Origin of the sequence: Macromonas bipunctata, assembly GCF_002837135.1 — a bacterium.
In the GTDB taxonomy this organism is placed as follows: domain Bacteria; phylum Pseudomonadota; class Gammaproteobacteria; order Burkholderiales; family Burkholderiaceae_C; genus Macromonas_A; species Macromonas_A bipunctata.
The window spans coordinates 1-19,549 of record NZ_NWBQ01000009.1 but is presented as its reverse complement, the minus strand read 5'-3'; the positions used below and the strand labels follow the sequence as shown (position 1 = coordinate 19,549).

Sequence of the window (19,549 nt, the reverse complement as noted above, 5' to 3'; positions counted from 1 at the left end):
CGGGCCGGGTCGGCCCGTAGTCGGTCGTGCCATTGTGCTCTATGATAAACGCCGTGAACACCACCACCAAAACCCTCCAGCTGCGCATCAAGGACAAGCACGCGCGCGTGCTGCGTCAGATGGCGCGCGAGGTCAATCAGGTGTGGAACCACATCAACGAAGTGTCGGCCAAAGCGGCGCGCCCGTACTTTGGCCCGCCCAAGTACTTGTCGGGCTACGACCTGCAAAAGCTCACCGCTGGGTACAGCAAGTGCGAAGGGGTGGCAGTCGGCAGCGGCACTGTGCAACTGGTGTGCGTCGAGTACGCCACCCGGCGCAGACAGTTCAAGAAGATGCGGCTCAACTGGCGTGTGTCCAACCCCAAGTCGGCCAAGTATTCGCTCGGCTGGATCCCGTTCAAGATCGGGCACGCCAAGTACAAGGCGGGGCAGATCCACTTTGCGGGGCACCACTTCAGCCTGTGGGACAGCTACGGCTTGTCCAAATACGAACTGCGTTCTGGTTCATTCAGCGAGGACAGCCGGGGCCGTTGGTACTTCAACGTTGCGGTGGAAGTGCAATGCCAGCCGACACAAGGTACAGCAGCCGTCGGCATCGACTTGGGCCTGAAAGAGTGCGCCACCCCCAGCGCAGGCAAAAAGCTGGAAGGCCGCTGGTACCGCCAGCACGAGCAGGAACTGGCCAAAGCGCAGCGGGCACGCAAAAAGAAGCGCGTCAAGGCGATTAACGCCAAAATCAAAAACCAGCGCAAGAACGACTTGCACAAATTTAGCACCACGATGGTGCAAAACAACGCCGCCATCTTCGTGGGCGACGTGGCCAGCGCCAAGCTGGTCAAGACCAATATGGCCAAGTCCACGCTGGATGCGGGCTGGGCCATGCTGAAAACCATGTTGGGCAACAAGAGCCGTCAGGCCGGTGTGGTGTTCGAGGTCGTGAACGAAGCGTATTCAACCCAGACTTGCTCGTGCTGCGGGGCTATCCCCGCCAGCAGTCCGAAAGGTAGGGCGGGTTTGCGAATAAGGGAATGGACGTGCAGCGAGTGCGGAACGACACATGATCGGGACGTGAACGCGGCACGGAACATTCTCGCGGCGGGGCATCGCCGTCTGGCAGCAGGAATCCCCGTCCTTTAGGGCGGGGAGGATGTCAATCTGGTAATACGCGGGCAGCTTGTCCGCTTGCCATTGTTCGTACGAACGTCGCCACGTGTGGCCTGTGCCAACGGGCAACTGCGTGTTGCGTGCGTAGGCTGCACCCCCAAGCTTGATTTGGTTCTCGAATTGCGCGTAACAATCAAATTAAAAATGATTCAAACCGTGTGCCACGCAAAATGTTGCACACCTCTTCGAAGTTGATCACATCCTGCTCCAGCGAACTGCCCGCCGTCCGGCGTAATTTAGGGCTGGCAAAGTCGCTACTCGCACACCCTAAGAATTTCGCCAGCTGAACCGATACCGCCGGATGCAATCCATTGCCCCCTTCGGCCAGCAGCGACTCGTATTGCAACTCCAGTTGCTGGCCAAACCCCTGTAGCCAGCGCCGCACGGTGGTAATCTCCAACTCCCGCGTTTCCAGCTCTTTCAATAGGTTTCTGGTATCCACATGCACCGCCCCAATGCGTGTATTGTGGTCATTGGCGTGCAAGTGCCACACGCCCGACTGCCGTGCTCGCAGCTCCGACACCAGCGTACGCAGCACGTTGGCGCGTACCAAGTGAATTACCGACGTGTCTGCTGTGTTGGCCGCCTTAAAAAACGTGGGTGGGTCGTACAGGTTGCGCCAGCAGCTGTCCAACGAATGCAGACTGTTGTAATTCACCGTTGCCAAGTAGCGCGTGGCCCCTGCTTGTTGGGCTTGGGCCTGCTGTGCCAGAAAGTTGCAATACCCGTTCCACAACTCCACCATGTGCGTGTGCTTCTTCCAGGCCAGTTCTGGCTGCTCTGCCAGTCGGCGCGCGTAATAGGGCCAGTACAGGTAGTCGCCTTGGGTGGGGTCGTTGTGGAAGATCTCGCCAAAACACCACAAGCCCGGTACCTGGCCCAGCAGTTCGCGCAACAGGTGGGTGCCCGAGCGCGGGCGTGCAACAAGAATGATGCGCTTCATCGTTTTGGAAATGTGGTTTCAGTTGAGTGGCGGATGGCCGTCTTCCACCCAGCGCCGAAACGCTGACTTGTAATCCGGTGCAGGCACTACCCCTGGAGGCACCGGCTCATGGTGTGCATGGTACACGCCCGGCTTGGAGCAACGGTAAAACACCGTAGGCTCTGGTAAATGTGCGCGCACCACGCCCGACTGGCGCACCGCGTGGTAAACAATCCGGTCGCCAATCACATGGCCATAGTCCGGCATCAGCACCCACTGCGCCAGCAGCCTAAACGCTGGCCGCAGAAACATCATGCAGTTCGTGTCCACAAACCGCTCCGGGTCGGTGTTGCGGCACTGTGCCATCACCGAACCATCCAGTCGGCACAACCAGCGCCCCGACGACACAAATCCAGCCCCGCTGCGCTGGGCCAGCGCCACCAGCCGCTCCACGTGTTCGGGGGCGTACCAGTTGTCCGCGTCCAGAAACGCCACCGCGTCGTAACCCAGCCCTATGGCGTGGTAACTGCCGATCAGGCGCGGGGTCGATCCAATGTCGCCATGCGAGCAGGGCAGCACCACATGGTCGGCATCCCAGCCATTCACCTCGGCTTTGGCAAAGCCATCGGCCACCAGCACATGCCTGCACGCTAGCGTCTGGCCCAGCACGCTGTGGTGATTGTGTTGCAAGGTGTCCAGGCTCTCCTGGTAATAAGGGGTGATGACCGCAACGCGCATGCCCGTTACTCCCATTCCCAGAAGTGCAGCTTCGTTGGGTGGCTCAGGTCAAACACCTGGTCGCCAGGCTGTGCCAGTTCACGCATCGCGCTCCCAGGTCTGACCACCAGCCGTTCAGCCTGAATACGGCGCCGATTGCCATGCCAACCCTTGCGTATGTCTTCCTCGGCAAAACAGCGGCTGCCGTACTTTTGCTGCGCGTGGGCTTCACTCAGCACAATGTAATGGCGAAGGAAAAAATCCATCGAAAACAACTTGGCTCCACCGCCCGCCAGCGAATGGCCACCCGAGTGCGTGTTGTCCAAGTGAGCCGTGCGCTTCCATGCCCGTTGCAGACGCGGGTAGCTGGGTTGGAAGAAGTAATAATGCCGCATCCGCGCCGCGTAATCCTCGGCGTAAAAATCCTCGCCCAGCAGCGGCACAAACACCAGTTCGTGAAAGTTGATGACGGTGTACCCCGCTCGGTCTGCCGCACCCACACCTTCGCGCAGCGTGGCAAACTCCGGGGCCGGACGCAGCCATTCGTCGGCATCGGCATGCACAATCCAGTCGTGCGTGGCCTGGCGCACCACCGTCTGCTTGGCTTGCAACTGCTCCGAGAGCGAGAACACCCCCCGCCACGGCAGGTGGTCAATGTGCAGCAGGCCCTGACCCAGAAACTCCTGCGCTATCTCCACTGTGCCGTCGGTCGAGCCGTGGTCGATCAGGTGAACATCTAGGCCTTGCGCCAGCAAGTCCGTCAGGCAGCGGCGCAGGTGTACCCGCTCGTTGCGCACGCACACCACGGCCAGTACGCTGGGTAGCGACAGTGAATTTCGAATACCTTCCTTAACCGTTTTCAATTTCTTCCCCCATGTTGCAAAGTAGAGTTCGAAATTGTTCATCACGGGTCAAGATACCGTCGAAATACGGACTTTCGCTTAGTCGTTTCAGAATGTAGTAGTACGCGATGTAAAGAGGAGTATGAGCCCTCAACAGTCGTTGACAGCGGCGGAGGTAGTTGCGGTAAGTATCTCCATTTTCGAAATTAAAATAAATGACATGATTCCAAATTTCCTTGCGACGCAACTGCCTTATAGCGTTGAGCTTGCTGATGCTGTCCTTAGACTGTCCATAAAGTTGGGGATCGGCGAGATTCACATGAGCAGTCGTAAACCCGAGTCGAATCCCTAGAACGAAGTTCGTCAACAACGAGGCAGCAGTTGCTAAGGGTTGCGGGGCATAGTCTGCTAAAGTGTCCATGATGGAGAGTGTCCACCTTGTGCTCAAACTAGAAAAAACTTTCAATGGACATTGGTAAATTGCTGCGGAAATAAACAAAGTATTCTCATAGCATTCGACACCCCGTCTGGCCAGTATAATTCGACGGGCAACCTCAACGCAAAGCTGATTGGTTCCTCGGAATTCTGGTAGAAGGCAGGCTATTTTTTCGTCGATCGGGAGGTGTGAGTCAAAATTATTGATCCACTCCGGCGTTCCTGAGATCTCTTTGTCAGCGAGGGAATGAATTTCTGCCGATTGTCTATGGGTATGCGAGCAACTTAAAAAAAGCTCCCAAGATCCACAAATGGTTTGTGCGTCTGGTAAAAGTGGTTGCATAGCTTCACACAAAACGCTTTGTGAAGAATTTTTCGCTGACAAATTAAACAACCTTCGCCAGCGAACCAGGCAATTCTGCCCGCAATGCAAATGCCCGGCATGCAGCCAGCGCAGCGTAATCGTTGGCGTACCACACCTGCAAATTGCGTACCGCCTGCGGCTCTAGGCGCTTGTCCACTTGGGCCGGATTTTTGTGCGCTTGCACGGGGTCTGTGGGCAAGTCTGGCAGGGGCAAGTCCAGCACGCGTGCCAGCACCCGCACATCATGTTCCAAATGTTCTTGTTGTCCGATCAGCACAATGTCGGCTTGGCGTTGGTACAAATAATCTTCAGACTCCAGCCAAAACCAGTACGAATCCTTAACATGCTGAATGCTGCACATGGCCGCCTGTGCTGCCTCACGTTGCTCGTCGTCGCAGGACGACAGCGCCAACGCCAACGCATTGGCGGTCGTGAACCGCTCAAACGCTGCGGCCTCAGCCTCACTCCAGCGCGAGTTGTAGCGGGGTTGCCCCTTACGTTGTCGGCTGTAGAAACCACTGACAAAACGTTCAACAGGATCGCGCACAAAGAAACACACCAGCTCCCCCTCTGGCACGTCGCACAAACGTGTGGGGTGGTGATGCAGGTGCAGCCAAGGCGCACGCGGCACCACCGACGAAAGCACATGCTTGAGTGCGGTACCTCCCGTTTTGCCTATGTGCAGAAAATGCACCGCCCTCGGGCTCACCTCGTTTTCAGGAGCCATGTGCAACCGTTTTCCTCTTCAAAAAATTAAGCAAAAAACACATTCTCCTGTATATTATTACCGACAGACTGGCGCAGTGCATCTGTGCCAGACGATTCACCACCCAAGTTCATCAAGGCGGCAGCATGGCAAACATCAAAAAAACTCTCGATCCCAACACCTCGTGCATCACGCTGGACGCGTCAGCCCTCTCTACCTTCCCTACGTTGTTGGACGAGAACAACACCATCAACGGGCAAACTTGGGTGGCCAACGCCACCCAGCCCGGTGGTGGGTCGTGGGTGGACAATGGCACCGACGACTTTTTGTCGGGTGGTGGCGGCAACGACACGGTCGCGGGCAACAAGGGCAACGACTACTTGGACGGTGGCATTGGCAACGACTACCTGCACGGTGGCCAAGGTACCGACACCCTGTTTGGCGGGGAGGGGAATGACACCTTGATAGGTGGTCGTGGCAATGACCAACTCAACGGTGGCGAAGGTAGCGACGTATTGGATGAAAGTGCCGACGTGGCTGCCGTCAGCCCGGCCAACGGCTCTGCATTGACAGAGTCGCCGTTGCCCGGTAACAACACCCTGGCCGGCAACCAAGGCGATGACCGCCTGTACGGCGGCTCTGGCAACGATTACATGCACGGCGGTCAAGACAACGACCTGTTGATTGGCAACGCTGGCAACGACACCTTGGTGGGCGGCAAAGGCAGCGACAGCCTTTTTGGCGGCTTGGGCGATGATGTGATCGACCTCAACGATGCTGGCATTCCACCAGCTGCCGACTACGTTTACCTCAACATTGCCACTGGTGTGGACGGTGGCGACGACACCATCAAGAGCTTTGCCCAAGGCAGCGACAAAATCCGTCTGGTCAACATTGACAGTCTCAGTAACCAAGGCGCGTCCGTTGCGTCCCTGACCGCTGTACCCTTCAACGCCACCGGCATCACCATCAACGGCAACGTCGTTACGTTTGCCAATGGCAGCACCGCCACGTTTGAAGGCGTGTCCAAAATCTACTGGAGCGACTTTGAAGGTGGCCCCAGCAGCTTGACCCTCATCCTGACGCTGGCTGACGTGTTGGATGGCAACGGCAACTTTAAGCCCGCCTTCCTGGACAGCATCAACGGCTACCGCGCCGCCAATGTGGATGTGACCATTACCGAAGACGTGCCGCGTGCGTTGGCCGACAAACTGGCACAAGCTGGCCTGACGCAAGACAACTTTACTTACAACATTGCCACCGCTGCCCTCAATCTGGAGGCCAGTGACGTGTTTGACCTTGTGGCCGACGGTGGTGGCTCATTGGGTATTGCAGATTTCCAAGACAGCTTCCTCGAAACCATTGGGAATTTGCTGGCACAAGGCTACGACCTCGGTCAAGATATCACCTTGAGCATCAATGGCGGTATCAAACCTATTCAAGCTTTTGCGCTGACCATGCTGGGCTTCAGTCTTGGGCCGCTGGGTATGGAAATGGACGGCGATGTGCCCGTCAACGTCAAAGGCTTGTCGCTCCAAAACATCCAAGCCACCTTTGCCGACACCACTGTGCCGGTGGAATTGCTGTTCTATGCCGCATCCATCACCAGCGACCTGACGGGTTTGAACATCTTCATGGGCGACGCGCCCCCAGAAGTGCAGGCTGCGTTCAAGGCCATGTTCCAGCCCAAGCTGCTCGACTTCTTTGCCCAGTTGAACCCCGGTGAAGCCACGCTGACACTGGATCGCCCCTTGACCGTGGCCGAAGCCCAGTTCCTGCTGGCCGGTGGCATTGACCTCATCCACGACTTCAGCTTTACCATTGAAGACGCTTACACCAGCGTGCAAGCCGCCAAGGCCGACCTGCAACTGGCCACCATGCTCAACGCCGCCACCAAAGTGGTGGCCACCGGCAACGAGCTGGACAACCGCATGGACTTCAAGGCGTTTGACGGCCAGTCCAACCTCGACATCCAAGCAGGCAACGGCAACGACACCGTGTTGGCTGGCACCGGCGACGACACCATCACTGGCGGCCAAGGTGCCGATTTCATCAACCTGACCACCGCCGACACCTCCTCCGACGTGGTGGTGTACACCGACTCGGGCGACGGCGCTTCGTACAACTTGGCCCGTGCTTATTTTGGTGGCAGCCAAAAAGACGACTCCAATTACGGTGAAGGCCGTTACCGCGACGGTGCCGAACTCACGCTCACGGTGGACGTGTCTGAAACCGAGTTTGGCCAAGCCACCGGTATGCAAAAAGTGGTGTACCACTACACCGTGGGTGCCACCAAGGGCACCACCCCCGCCGATCATGCTAAGGGCAGCACGTGGCACGAATACTTCTTCCCCGGCCAGGCTTTGGAGGGCGACCCACCGGCTATTCCGCAAGCCTACGACCGCGACGGCCTGCTGACCGACTTTGCCCGCTTGCTTAACCGCGAACTCAAGCCATACAACGGCATTGATGCCGCCGCTTTTGCCGAAGACGGTGCCATTGTCATTCGCAGTGGCGCAGAGGCTCCCGGTACCTTTGGCACCAGTGCCATTGGCCTGCCCAAGGTCGAATCGGCCAGCATCAACGTACACCCGGCGGTGGCCTCCACCTACGCCGCCATCTACGACAACACCTTGGACTACCAAGAAGGTGCCCAAATTGGCATCACCTTCGTCAACGGCGACACCACCTACGCCTACACGAAAAACGTCACGTTCAACGATGTTGAGTTCAATACCGATGATGACGACAGTGGCAATTTGGATTTGATTGCCATAAATAAAAATGCCATCTTTAAAGATGGCGAAGATGATATAAACACAATATCATTTGACTTTGCGGGGCCGTTTGAGGCTGGGCAAACCATCACGCTGACGATGATGGCACCCCAGCCGTTCGCTGGCACTGAGCTGCGCTTGGGTGCAAGTGGTCGGCAGCGGTGAAGCCAAGCTCTATTGGAGCACCAGTGCTACACCCAATGAGCCTTTGACCACCTTTACAGGTAGCAACACTGGAACTACCACTACCGATGTGATAGCGGTGTTTGGCGATTTGATTGGTGCGTTCAACACAGAACAAAAAGATTTGTTGAATGCCAACTTGACTACTGGGTTTGAGACAGGCCGTGAATTGGTATTGATGGGCTTTCTTGGCGTAGTAACAGTGCTTCTTAACACTGTTACAGAACCTGAACCAGGCATTAAGATCGATAATTACACCGGCAGCAGTTCTACGGACGTTCAGTTGGCCTCCGTCAAGGCACCCGTGGCCGACCTGCAAGCGGCTGTCGCAGCCCTCAAGGCCGATTTTGACCTGCAACACGGCACCGACTTCAACGCCGTGATTGAGCGTTTGGATGAATTTGGCAATGTCATTGCGGATGGCGACACCACCCCCCCGGTAGAAGACTACCGCCTGAGCATCACCAAAAAAGTGGCCAGCACCGACCTGGAAGCCCAGCCGGAAACCTACCGCTTGGAAGACTACAACTACATTGTGGGCGGCGAATTTGCCAGCGACGACCGCGACGACGACTACGGTGATGCCACCGACAAGTTGCTCGATTCTTGGGAGAACGAAGGTTCCAGCCAAACACAAGAAAAAATCGATGCCACCTCGACCGTGACCACGGTCAAGTTCAGCAACAACTTGGCCGACTACGCGGTCAACTCTGTGCTGACACTCAAGCTCAGGGACGGTGACGATGCTGGCACCGATGCCGACGTGGTGACCTACACCATCACCGCGCAGGACGTGGCCGACGCACTGGCCGCCAGCGAAGGCGAAGACGGCACCCCGCCGCAAGAGTTCTTCTTGCAAAAGCTGGTGGACACCATCAACATTGCCAAGCCGTTGGACGTGGCTTCCGATCTGGGCTTGCAAGTGTTTGTGGTGACAACGCCGCCCGTACCTGCGCACGATACGCTGACCATTTTGGGCAGCTACACCTTGAGTGGTGCTGCAACGACACCCAAAGAGACCACGTACAGCTCGCTGGACTTTGCAGTGGGGCACGTGTTCAATTTTGAGGTGGACGCTGGCGACGCGGCAGCCAACATGAATGTCAGCTACACGGTGCAAGAGGGCGACACGTTTGAAGGGGCGATACAGGCGTTGTTGGCCCTTGTGAATACTCAGCAAACGGATACCACGGCTGATGATGACTACGAATTGGGGTCACTGACCCCAGTGGCTGAAGTGCCTGGAGTGCCGGAAGTGCTGGACATCGTTCCAATGAACCTTGCTGCCGCAGGTGGTTACGCCGCAGGTACCGTGCTCAAGCTGGTGGATCCCAACAACTCGCTCAATGTGGGTTACTACACCGTTACAGCGGACGATGTGACCAACTCAAGCACCACCACCACCAGCCTGGGTGCCGTGGCCGCCGACGACTACTACATGCTCAAGTTGCTCAACGCCAGCAACATCGACGCGCTGGCCGCCACCGCCGAACTGGCCGACCGTGAAGTGTTGGAAGAAGCCGTGCCAGCGCACTACGAGAGCTACAAGATTGAGGGAAGCTATCTCTGGAAGGATAGTGTTATAGGCTACGTTCCTAAGTCGGTATCTGAAATCTACAATTGGAGCGACTTCAAGGTTGGGCACACCTTCACTTTCAAGGTGAATCCAGATCCTTTGGCTGATGGTAACGCTCTTGATGTTAGTTATACCGTCAAGGAAGGCGACACCTTTGCAATTGCCATGTTTGAACTGCAAGAGTTGGTGGATGCGGCAGCAGATGTTACCTTCAACAACGATGAATATAAATTGACCGCGGTGGGGACTCAAGTGCCAGAGGTTCCAGCAGTGCTGGCCGACCTGAGCAGCACCATCACCCTGACCGCTGCCGAGAAGGGTGAGCATACGCTGGCTGTGGACGGTACCCAATCCGGTATCTTCTTCGAAGGCGTGGCCTACAAGTACGACTTGGTGTTCTCCACCGACCCGGTGGTGTATTTGGCCGGTAACACCGTCAAAATCAATTTGGGCGACGACTACTCGGGCATCAACACCACTGGCAACATGGTGGGCGATGCCAAGATCGAAAACGGCGTGTTCAGCTACAAGTTTGTGGCCGATGGCCCGGTGTTGAATGCAAGCAACAAGCCCGCTGCGCTGGTTGAATTGGTCAAAAACCTGTTGGATTACATGCTTATTGGTAAGACCGGTGGCGTGGGTCAGCCGCCCAATTTGTATGTGTCCCAAGTCGATGCCGCAGGCAATCCCGATCCTTTGGGCCGCACCCTGAGCTTGACCTTGGACAACGCTGCTACGCCCAACGAAGCCGAACAAGCGGGCAACGCCCTGACAGGTTTGGCGGGCACCATCGAGAAACCGGCGTTCCAAAACGTGGTTTCAAGTACCGTCAGCGGCGACAACAAGGGTATCACGCTCAACTTTGGCACCCAAACCTACGACGCGGGTGATGTGCTGACGGTGTCGCTGCCGGTCACGGACAGCACCGCCGCTCAGAATCCACTGTCGCACACATTCAAACTCCGCTATGTGGTGGGCTCCTCCACCATCGAGCTGCTGGATGCGGCCAATGGCGACGCTGTGGTGTCGTCCTACGCTTCCACTGCATCGACAGTGGGTGTCACAACGCCTCCCATCTCTGCCAATGGCATTGCTAAGGTGTTTGCACGTTTGCTGTCGCGCACAGTCGATACCCTCAGCACCGACGATGGCCCAATTTCCGAATTGACCAACGTTTTCAAAAACATTACCGATGCTCAGATCCTTGGTAACAGCAGTGTTGGAACACCCCCAACCCCAGACCCAGCCAACTGGACTGCCGGTGCCACCAGTTTCACGTTGCAAGTGCAAGCTACTGGCAATGACACCATCAGCAGTGCCGCCAGCTTGAGCGTGGTCAACGGCCCCTCGTTGTTTGAAGGCGCTATTGGTTTGGTGATGCAGCAAATTGGCCAAGCCGCTGTGGATGCGCCGGTCAGCTACGAAACCACGCCGGCCCCGAATACGTTGGTGTCCAACATCAACGAAAACCTGGGCTTGGATTCTGAATCCGCCGACAGCGTAGACCCGATGGACATTGAGTTTGACTTTGACGAGGTCAACCTCTTCGACAGTCAGCGCGTGCGCGTGTCGGTGGAAGAGGCGGTGGATGGTCAGACCGTTGTTCACAAATACGAAGCCACGCTGGAAACCGGCAACTTTCTGGGCCTCAAGGCTGCGCTGCAAAAGTTGGCCGACGACATCAACGCCGATGCCGCCGCCTACGACGCAGACAGCACCGTGACCGCCAAGGTCAGCCAAGACGGTTACAGCCTGATTCTGACGGGTGACGCTTTGCCCGCCACCGACCCGGACGATACCGGCGCAAAGGATGGTGCCGATGTCAAGGCCACCAAGGTGGACTTTGCGGCCAGCGCCCAAGTGGAACTGCGCCATGTGGCATACAACATTGCTGGCAACGGTGTGGACGAAGATGGGCGGTCTCTGCGCACGGTGGAAGCCACAGACGCGCGTGTGGTGCAACTCACCGACGAGAATGGTTTGGTCAAGAACCAAAACTTCTACGACTTCGAGTGGGGCACCACGGGCAGCGACTGGGACGTGGTGACGGGCTTCCAGATTGGTTCTGGCAATCCGCCCACCGCATTGGACCGCGTGCAACTGTTGGACGGCTTGGCCCGCACCACTGGCCGTGGCGAGGTGGATCATGTGTCTGCACCTGACACGGGCACCAGTGCTTATTTTGAGTTGGGCCGCGACGAGTTTGGTTTGGTGTCGAGCAAGTCCAACAGCTTGGCCACCAACTTGGTGGCCACCGCTGTGCTGATGACCGAAGCCGATGTAGTGGCCAGCTTGTTGAACGAACGCTTCTCCTTCAGCGCCAATGGCGACGGCATCAACAACACCTCGGTGTTTGCCATCACCGCCAGCGACAACGTGAAGCAGACCGCGTTGTGGGTACACACCCAGTCGTACGCGGGCGACAACACGGTGTCGGCAGACGAGCTGCAACTGCTCTCTATCCTCAACACCAACGCCACCAGCACCAACCTGCTGGATCAGCACAACCTGACGGTGGGCGACCGCTACACCATCAGCGATGCCAACAACGATGATGGCAACGCTTACTACGACCTCAGCGGTGTGACGGCCAAGACGCTGTTCATTGACCTGAACAACGCCTACGAGAACGATCTGTGGGTGGAGGGGCTGTCGGCAGAGATGGCCAAAGACATCGTCATCTACTACCGTGATGGCGAGGACGACAACATGGTGGATGAGTTGGACTTGCGTTTGGCCGACAGTTCGGGCACCGAAGACGAGATGCACATCACGCTCATCCACACCGGCTACAACGAGGATGACGGCAACGAGTACGCTGATGACAATGTGACCATTGTCGGTGTGGAAAATTTGACCATCCATTCCACCGGCGATGTAGCGTACGCTGGTATCCTCAACGATTTGACGGACAACGACACCAACCTGTCAGGGACAAAGCGGTTGACCGTTACCGGCGATGTGTCGTTTGCAACGGATGATTTGTACTTTGGCGGTATTGATTGGGATAACAACAACAACCCTGTGTTCAACACAGCGTATGACGTGACCATCGATGCTACCGATTTCACCGGTGCTGAGTTGGATTTGAATGGTATTTCTGTGGGTGGTGATCTGACCATCAACAGTGCCGCGTCGGACGACAATTTCAACGACATCAACATTGGCGGTGATTTGACCGTCAACAGTGGCCGTGGCGACGACGATATCGATGTGGAATACGTGGGCGGTAATGCCACCATCGACACCGGCACGGGTGATGACAATGTCAACATCAATGGCGCAGGCACCACCAATGCGTCGTTGTCCACCGACTTTGTTGAAATTTCCATCAACACCGGCGTGGGCGATGACGATGTCAACATCCAAAGCGACGCGCTGTGGGCCAATGTGACCATCAACACCGCCGAAGGCGACGACGATGTCAACATTGACAGCGCAGTGGCGGGCAACCTGACCATCAATACCGGCATGGGCGATGACGACATCAACATCAACAGCGCCTTGGGTGGCGATTTGAACATCAACACCGGCTCTGGCAACGATGTGGTTTGGATTGATTCCGACGACAACGCCAACACCAACACCACCGACACCGTGTGGGACGAAGCCACCAACAAGTCCATCCCGCTCAACAACACTTTTGAGCTGGACGATGTGCAGGTCAATTTGGGCACGGGCGCTGACTGGTTGTGGTTGGACATGAGCGACGCAGTCACCACTTCGCGCACGGTCACGGCTTACTTGGGCGGTGTTGCCGATGGTGCCGACTTGGTGGAGCTGGACAATGTGTTCAATGTGGAAGAGGGCACCGATCCGGCACCCGATATTTACACGTTGGCCACCACGTTCAAGGCCGATTTGCACGAGTTCGACGTGCTCGAAGACACGCTGGGCTTGGCCAACTTGTCGGGCTTGGCCGATCCGCTGACCGAAAAGGCCGGCGATGGTTCGTACGCCTTGACCGGCAACGGGCAGTTGTTCCACTTCAACTTTGCGTCGCCCATGTCGCTGGGCGCGGCCACCAGCGCCGATTTGTTGGGTGCGTTGGGCGATGGTGCTACCCCTGCAACGCTGACGGTGAATGCGGCCAACAACACCGGCTACTTGGTGGCCTACGGTGACAATGGTGTGGGTGGCAGCAACGCCTACGTGTACGCCTTTGCCGATGCCGACAGTGACAGCACTTTGGCCGCTGGTGAAATCAGCCTGGTCGGTGTGCTCCACGGTGTGGCGGATGGCAGCCTGTCGGCACAAAACTTTGCTACCATTATCAACTACGGTTGATGATGTGGCCATCCTGCCGCCGGGTGCGGCAGCGGTGGCTTAGCAATGTGTCTGTGTTCTGAACGCCCTGTGCCTTGGTGGCACGGGGCGTTTTTTTGTGTTTTGCAAGGTGTTGGAGTTATCGATGATCGATCCTCAAACTTGGGTGGTTGCCATTCCGGCTCCCCCCGCTGAAGTGCCGTTGTTGCCCGCTGCTGGGCTGATTCCGCTGTTGGCCGAGCCGCAGGAGTTGCCCGCGTGTGTGCAGCGTTTGCGCATCCACGACCCGGTGGTGCGCACCGCCGCGTTGTCGCGCTTGCTGGAGCCGGGTGCGTCCAGCCAAACGCTGGAGGTGGTGAACATGGCCATGCACGTGGCCCCGCGCAGTGCCCATGTGCGCAAGCGGTTGTTGCCGTGGCTCATCAAGGGTTTCCGTTTTGATTTGTTGGCGCAGTTGCTGGAGATTGAAAAAAAGTGTGCCCCCGCCGAGGCGTTGTTGCAGGCGCGCCTCATCAAGGCCACGTTCGACAACGATTACGAGCAGCAGGTGCAGTTGCACGAGCGGTTGTTTTTGCAAAATGGCGATGTGCAGCACGTTTGGCAAGCGTGGGAGGTGAGCAGTTCGCGTTTGGGCTGGCGTGCGGCTTATCCGTGTTTTTTGCGCAATGTGTTTGCCCAAACGCGCCCGGTGCAGGTGCTGTGCATGTCGTTGTTGCAGTTGCTGGAGCGCGAGAACGCGCAAGAGGAATTCCGCGCGGTGGCGGGGTTGGTCAAAAAGCTGGAATCCGCCAAGTTGTGTACGGCCTACGCGATGGCGCAACAGTGGTACTGGAAAGGCGATTACGCCAAGTGCCTGGACTTTTTGCACAAGAGCAACGCGCTCAAGGCCACCGATGGCAAAACATCGTCTTTTGCCCACTTGGCCGCCACTGCGGCTGAAAAATTGGGCCATTACGCCGAGGCCGCCGATTATTACCAGCGCCAAAACGATGTGCTCAAGCGCAACGCCCCCCCGCCCACCAAGTACATTGAGGAGTTGCAACGCCGCGCCCAATGGAACATTGGCCCGTTGCCCGCCGACAAGCACGCCCACCACTTCATCATGACGGGGTTTCCGCGTTCAGGCACCACGTTGCTGGAGAATGTGCTGGCATCGCACCCCGACATTGCCACGTGCGAGGAAACGTCTTCGTTGATTGGTTCGTTGAGTTCGGCGTACAAATTGCCGCTCAAAAACGACCCCAAGGGCGAGAACTTGACCCTGCGTGCCGAGCGCCACCGCATGCTGTATTACCGCAACATGGCGCGCCACGTCCACAAGCCCGAGGCCAAGGTGGTGATAGACAAAACGCCGATCATTGGCTCCAACATCAAGTATTTGGAAAAGTTGTTTCCGGCCAAGCGGTACATTTTTTCAATCCGCCACCCTTACGACGTGGTGTTGTCCAATTTCAAGCAGGACTATTCGCAAAATGTGGCCATGGCGGCATTCAACGACATGTACACCGCCTGCGTGTTGTACCACCACGTCATGAGCGATTGGTTTGAGGTGTTCCCCGGCGACACGCCGCGCGTGCATTACATCAAGTACGACGATTTGGTGAACAACTTTGAGCCGGTGGTGCGCGGTGCATTGGACTTTTTGGGGGTGCCTTGGACGGATGAGGTGAACCGTTTTGCGGAGCATGCGGCCAAGCGTGCGGTGCGCACGCCCAGTTACACCAATGTGCGCAAGGGGCTGACGATTGGGGTGCAGTCGTCGTGGCAGCATTTCGACTTTTTGTTTGACGACCGCTGCCGCGAGTTGCTCGACCCTTGGGTGCAGCGGTTTGGTTATTGAGCCACCGCCACCGAGATGGCCTGTGCCAGTGCTGGGGTGGGCGTGGCCTGCCGCATGGCCGTCCAGCAGGATGTGTGTGGCACTGGCCAGTCCGGTGCCCGCGCCGTGCTGTTGCAATGGCTGGTAGATGGCGGTGGCTGTGTCGCTGTGTTGCCCCAGCACGGCAATGTGTGGTATCCGGCCACGTTGTGGCACCAGTTGTTGCAGCATGTAGATGTAGGCGGGCAGTTGCGTAAATTGGGGGCGTGAGTTCACCTCGCAAATGCTGGCCCAAGAGTCGCGCCACGATACCCGGATGTCGGGGATGAGCATATCGACACCCGCCAGATCCAGCCGCAACAGGCGCACCCGTTGCCCAGCAGCGGGCACACTGCTGGGGGGAGAGCTCAATGCAATGAGAGGATTTGGTGTATATTGGCCAACATTGCCTGCTTTTATTCATTTTTTTTTGATTGGAGCTAAATGTGAATGATTTTTTGAAAATCAAAAACAACAGTATTATCACAGCAGATGGCGACTACCAAGCGTTTGCGTCTGGCTTACAGTCGGTGGTGCTGCACGGTGGCGCGGGCCGCAATGTGACGCTGCGCAACTTGGACCGTGTGCATGGTTCCCGTCAAGACGATACCGTCACCCTGTTGACCGTGGCCGATGCGGTGCATGGTGCTGTGTCGCTCGATATGGGCAACGACACCTTGGTGTTGGGCGGTGGCAGCGTGACGCACACCCTCAACTTGGTGGGGGTGGAAACGGTCAAGGCCACGCAAGATTCGGTGGGGCAGGTCAAGCTCAACATTCGAGGTGACACCAAATTCGACACCGATGGTTCGGTCAGCTTTGGCAGTGCCAGCATCCGCGCCAACGACGACAGCCGACAGACCATCACTTACATCCAGTTGCTGGCCGACACCACGCTCAACCTGGCCGCTGGGAAAGACAAGGTGGTTTTTGGGGCCAACGTTGTCTTTGGTATCGACGACGACGGGCGGCTGGTGGCTTCTGATGGCACGGGGTCGGTGACGTTTGAGGGGTACGCCAGCAACGCCACCCATCTGCAAATTCAGGTGGGCAAGACGACTTATGCGTACAAAAAGTGGTTTGCCTTGGCTGGCGGCAACGTGCCCAAGGTCACTTCGGTCGGTTTGTCCGATGTCCTGATCAACGATGCCGACGATGGCAACACGGTGCAAACCACGGTGGTGTTCTCCACAGACATGGACACGGCGGTGGCCCCGACCGTGACCACCAACGCCGGTACGACGCTGACCAGCCCCAATGGCACTTGGCTCAATGCCACCACTTACCGCATCACTTACACGGTGGCCGATGTGGATACCGAGCTGTCCAGCGTGACGTTCAGTGTCTCAGGGGCGCAAAACACAGCAGGCGAGGTGCAAATACCCGCCACCAGCGTGCCGTCGGGGGCAAAGGTGGACACTTTGCGTCCGACGGCTCCAGTGCTGGATGTGTTGGCCGCTTCGGACAGTGGTGCGTCCAGCACCGACAACATCAGCAACGACGCTACGCCGAGTGTGGAAGTTGGTTTGACCGGCACAGGCGCAGTGGTTGGCGATGTGGTCAAGCTGCTGTCCGGCGCTACGCAGGTGGGTACGGCCACTTTGTCGGCACAAAACATTGCGGACGGTAAAGTCGGTATCACCGCGTCCAACTTGGGCACAAACGGCACCAAATCGCTGACGGCTACCATCACCGATGCGGCTGGCAACACCAGTGCGGCTTCTAGCGCCATTGCTTATGTGCTGGACACGGTTGCGCCCGTCCTCAAGGCCGTAGCCACCAGCAGCGACGGCAGCAAAATTGTTTTGACCTACGACGGTACGTTGGACGACACCAGCACACCGACTGCAACCGATTTTGCCGTTACCGTGGCAGGTGACGCAAACGTTGTGACCGCTGTGGCCGTTTCTGGCAGCACGGTGGAATTGACGCTGACCACCACCGTGCAACAAGGTCAGAAAACGACGCTGGCTTATGCCGCCAGCACCTCTCCGCTCCAAGACGCGGCTGGCAATGGCGCTTCCAACCTGACCGCGCTGGCCGTGAGCAACAAGGCCGCTGGCAAGCTGGGCCAACCAGGTTACGCCGTGCTCAAGAACCCCAGCGATGCTTACGACAACGGCGATACCAGTGGTGCGCTCAAGCTAGGCATCAACATACCACCGGACGAGGACAATTATGGCGGCGATACCGTCACGTTGAACGTTGGACAGATAGCCACTGGCGTGGCGGTGCGCATCCACGGCGTGACGTTGGGCAATGAACCGAACAAGGCCGACACGCTGCGGCTGGGCGGGGTGGCGGATGCAAACGCTTTGGCAACGTTGCTCAGCAGTGTCGAAGTGGCCCACAGTCAAACCAATTACGGCAGTATTTTCACCAGCAAGCGTTTTTTGTCGGTCAAGCTCAATTTTGCCGGTGCAGGTTCTGTTGAGTTGCTGGATTTGATTGCGCTGGATCTTCAAACCCCATTGCCAGGCAACCCCACGGTGGCTCAGGTGGTAGGAGGGCAGGCGGGCATCAGTGGTGGTGTGACGGCCACGTACCAGTCCATTACAGATGCCACGGCCAAGGTGAATCTGATCACCTTGCTGGGTGCCAATTTGCAGTTGCAGGCCACCGACTACGCCAATCCCACCGATGTGGATGTGCCGATTGTGCTGGGTGAGGTGTACAAGTTGCCCATTTACGGTACGGCCAACGGCGATACCTTGACGGGCACTGCTGAGGCAGACGCTATGTACGGTTTTGCCGGCAATGATGCGATCGGCGGTGGTACGGGTGCCGATACCTTGGTGGGCGGTGCCGGTGCCGATAGCCTAACGGGCGGCGCGGGTGCCGACACTTTTGTGCTGGAGGACAACGACACGGTGGTGGACTTCAGCAGCACGGACTCCGACACGGTGACGACCACCGCCTTGGCCGATGGCGATGCTGTGACGTTCACCACAGTGACGGGCACGCTGAACTTGTCAGGTTCGACGACAACGGCGGCTTTTACAGCAACGGCGGCGACGGCGGGCGCGACCATTACCGGTGGTGCAGGCGCTGACAGTCTGGTGGGGGCTGCGGGCGCTGACAGTCTGGTGGGTGCTGCGGGCAACGATACGTTGAGCGGTGGCGCGGGCAACGACACACTCAACGGTGGTGCGGGTGACGACAGCTTGGTGGGTGGTGCGGGTGCCGATAGCCTAACGGGCGGTGCGGGTGATGACCTCTTCTCATTCGATGATTACACCAACCAGCTTGGAGCGGATGCCACCGTGGTTGGTGGTGATGGCAGCGACACTCTCGATGTTTGGAATGGTGCCGGTGTTGCCGCTGTTGTGGATGCCAACTTTGCGAAAGTCGCGGGTGTGGAGGTGTTGAAGCTTAGCAGCGCAGGCAGTGGTTTGACCAGCCAAGCCACACTGGGTATCAACGCATCTGCGGCATTCGCCAACGGTATCACCGTACAGATAGAACTTGAAGATCGGCTGAATTTGAACGCCTCTGCCGCCACGGTTGCCATCAACGCGACTGGCGGAAGCGGCGCTGATACCCTTTGGGGGGGTACTTTGGGTGACACCCTCACGGGTGGTGCGGGCAACGACGTGCTCAGCGGTGGTGCGGGTGCCGATGCTTTTGTGCTGGAGGACAACGACACGGTGGCGGACTTCAGCAGCACGGACTCCGACACGGTGACGACCACCGCCTTGGCCGATGGCGATGCTGTGACGTTCACCACAGTGACGGGCACA

Annotated in this window: 11 protein-coding genes; 6 read left to right on the top strand and 5 right to left on the bottom strand. The window is 57.6% G+C overall.

All coding sequences use genetic code 11. The features are described 5' to 3' along the window. Positions 1-53 precede the first annotated feature (53 nt). Positions 54-1,136 carry an RNA-guided endonuclease InsQ/TnpB family protein gene (locus CON76_RS01445; protein WP_101101381.1) on the top strand — a complete coding sequence of 361 codons (1,083 nt, stop codon included), beginning with the start codon at positions 54-56 and terminating at the stop codon, positions 1,134-1,136. Between the two features lie 160 nt (positions 1,137-1,296). Here the strand turns inward: CON76_RS01445 and CON76_RS01440 are convergent, their stop codons facing one another. The 5 genes from CON76_RS01440 to CON76_RS01420 form a co-directional block, all read right to left on the bottom strand. Further along, positions 1,297-2,106, bottom strand: a complete 810-nt coding sequence (locus CON76_RS01440; RefSeq protein WP_101101379.1) for a Stf0 family sulfotransferase — start codon at positions 2,104-2,106, stop codon at positions 1,297-1,299. An 18-nt stretch (positions 2,107-2,124) separates the two neighbouring features. Further along, positions 2,125-2,823: a glycosyltransferase gene (locus CON76_RS01435; protein ID WP_169928950.1), complete on the bottom strand. Its 699-nt coding sequence runs from the start codon at positions 2,821-2,823 to the stop codon at positions 2,125-2,127. Positions 2,824-2,828: 5 nt separating this feature from the next. Next, the gene (locus tag CON76_RS01430; protein WP_169928949.1) at positions 2,829-3,665 is read right to left on the bottom strand and encodes a glycosyltransferase; all 837 of its coding nucleotides are present in this window, start codon (positions 3,663-3,665) and stop codon (positions 2,829-2,831) included. Then, entirely contained in the window at positions 3,652-4,065 is a 414-nt protein-coding gene (locus CON76_RS13245) for a hypothetical protein (protein ID WP_145995294.1), read from the bottom strand. Before CON76_RS13245 ends, CON76_RS01430 begins: the two co-directional genes overlap by 14 nt. A 400-nt stretch (positions 4,066-4,465) precedes the next feature. Then, positions 4,466-5,170 (bottom strand): sulfotransferase family 2 domain-containing protein, encoded by a 705-nt coding sequence (locus CON76_RS01420; RefSeq protein WP_101101372.1) that lies wholly within the window; start codon positions 5,168-5,170, stop codon positions 4,466-4,468. 125 nt (positions 5,171-5,295) lie between these two features. On the opposite strand from CON76_RS01420, the gene CON76_RS01415 reads away from it, so the two are divergent. The 5 genes from CON76_RS01415 to CON76_RS01395 all read left to right on the top strand — a co-directional run. Then, positions 5,296-8,091, top strand: a complete 2,796-nt coding sequence (locus tag CON76_RS01415) for a calcium-binding protein (protein WP_101101370.1) — start codon at positions 5,296-5,298, stop codon at positions 8,089-8,091. A gap of 301 nt (positions 8,092-8,392) precedes the next feature. Continuing rightward, positions 8,393-13,972, top strand: coding sequence for a DUF4097 family beta strand repeat-containing protein (locus CON76_RS01410; RefSeq protein ID WP_101101368.1), 5,580 nt, complete (start codon positions 8,393-8,395; stop codon positions 13,970-13,972). 124 nt (positions 13,973-14,096) lie between these two features. Continuing rightward, positions 14,097-15,791, top strand: coding sequence for a sulfotransferase family protein (locus CON76_RS01405; protein ID WP_101101366.1), 1,695 nt, complete (start codon positions 14,097-14,099; stop codon positions 15,789-15,791). A gap of 15 nt (positions 15,792-15,806) precedes the next feature. Next, complete coding sequence (locus CON76_RS01400) at positions 15,807-16,040, top strand: hypothetical protein (protein WP_101101364.1); 234 nt, start codon at positions 15,807-15,809, stop codon at positions 16,038-16,040. A gap of 227 nt (positions 16,041-16,267) precedes the next feature. Continuing rightward, positions 16,268-19,549: beta strand repeat-containing protein (locus CON76_RS01395; RefSeq protein WP_240592706.1), on the top strand; the 3,282-nt coding region annotated here is incomplete at its 3' end.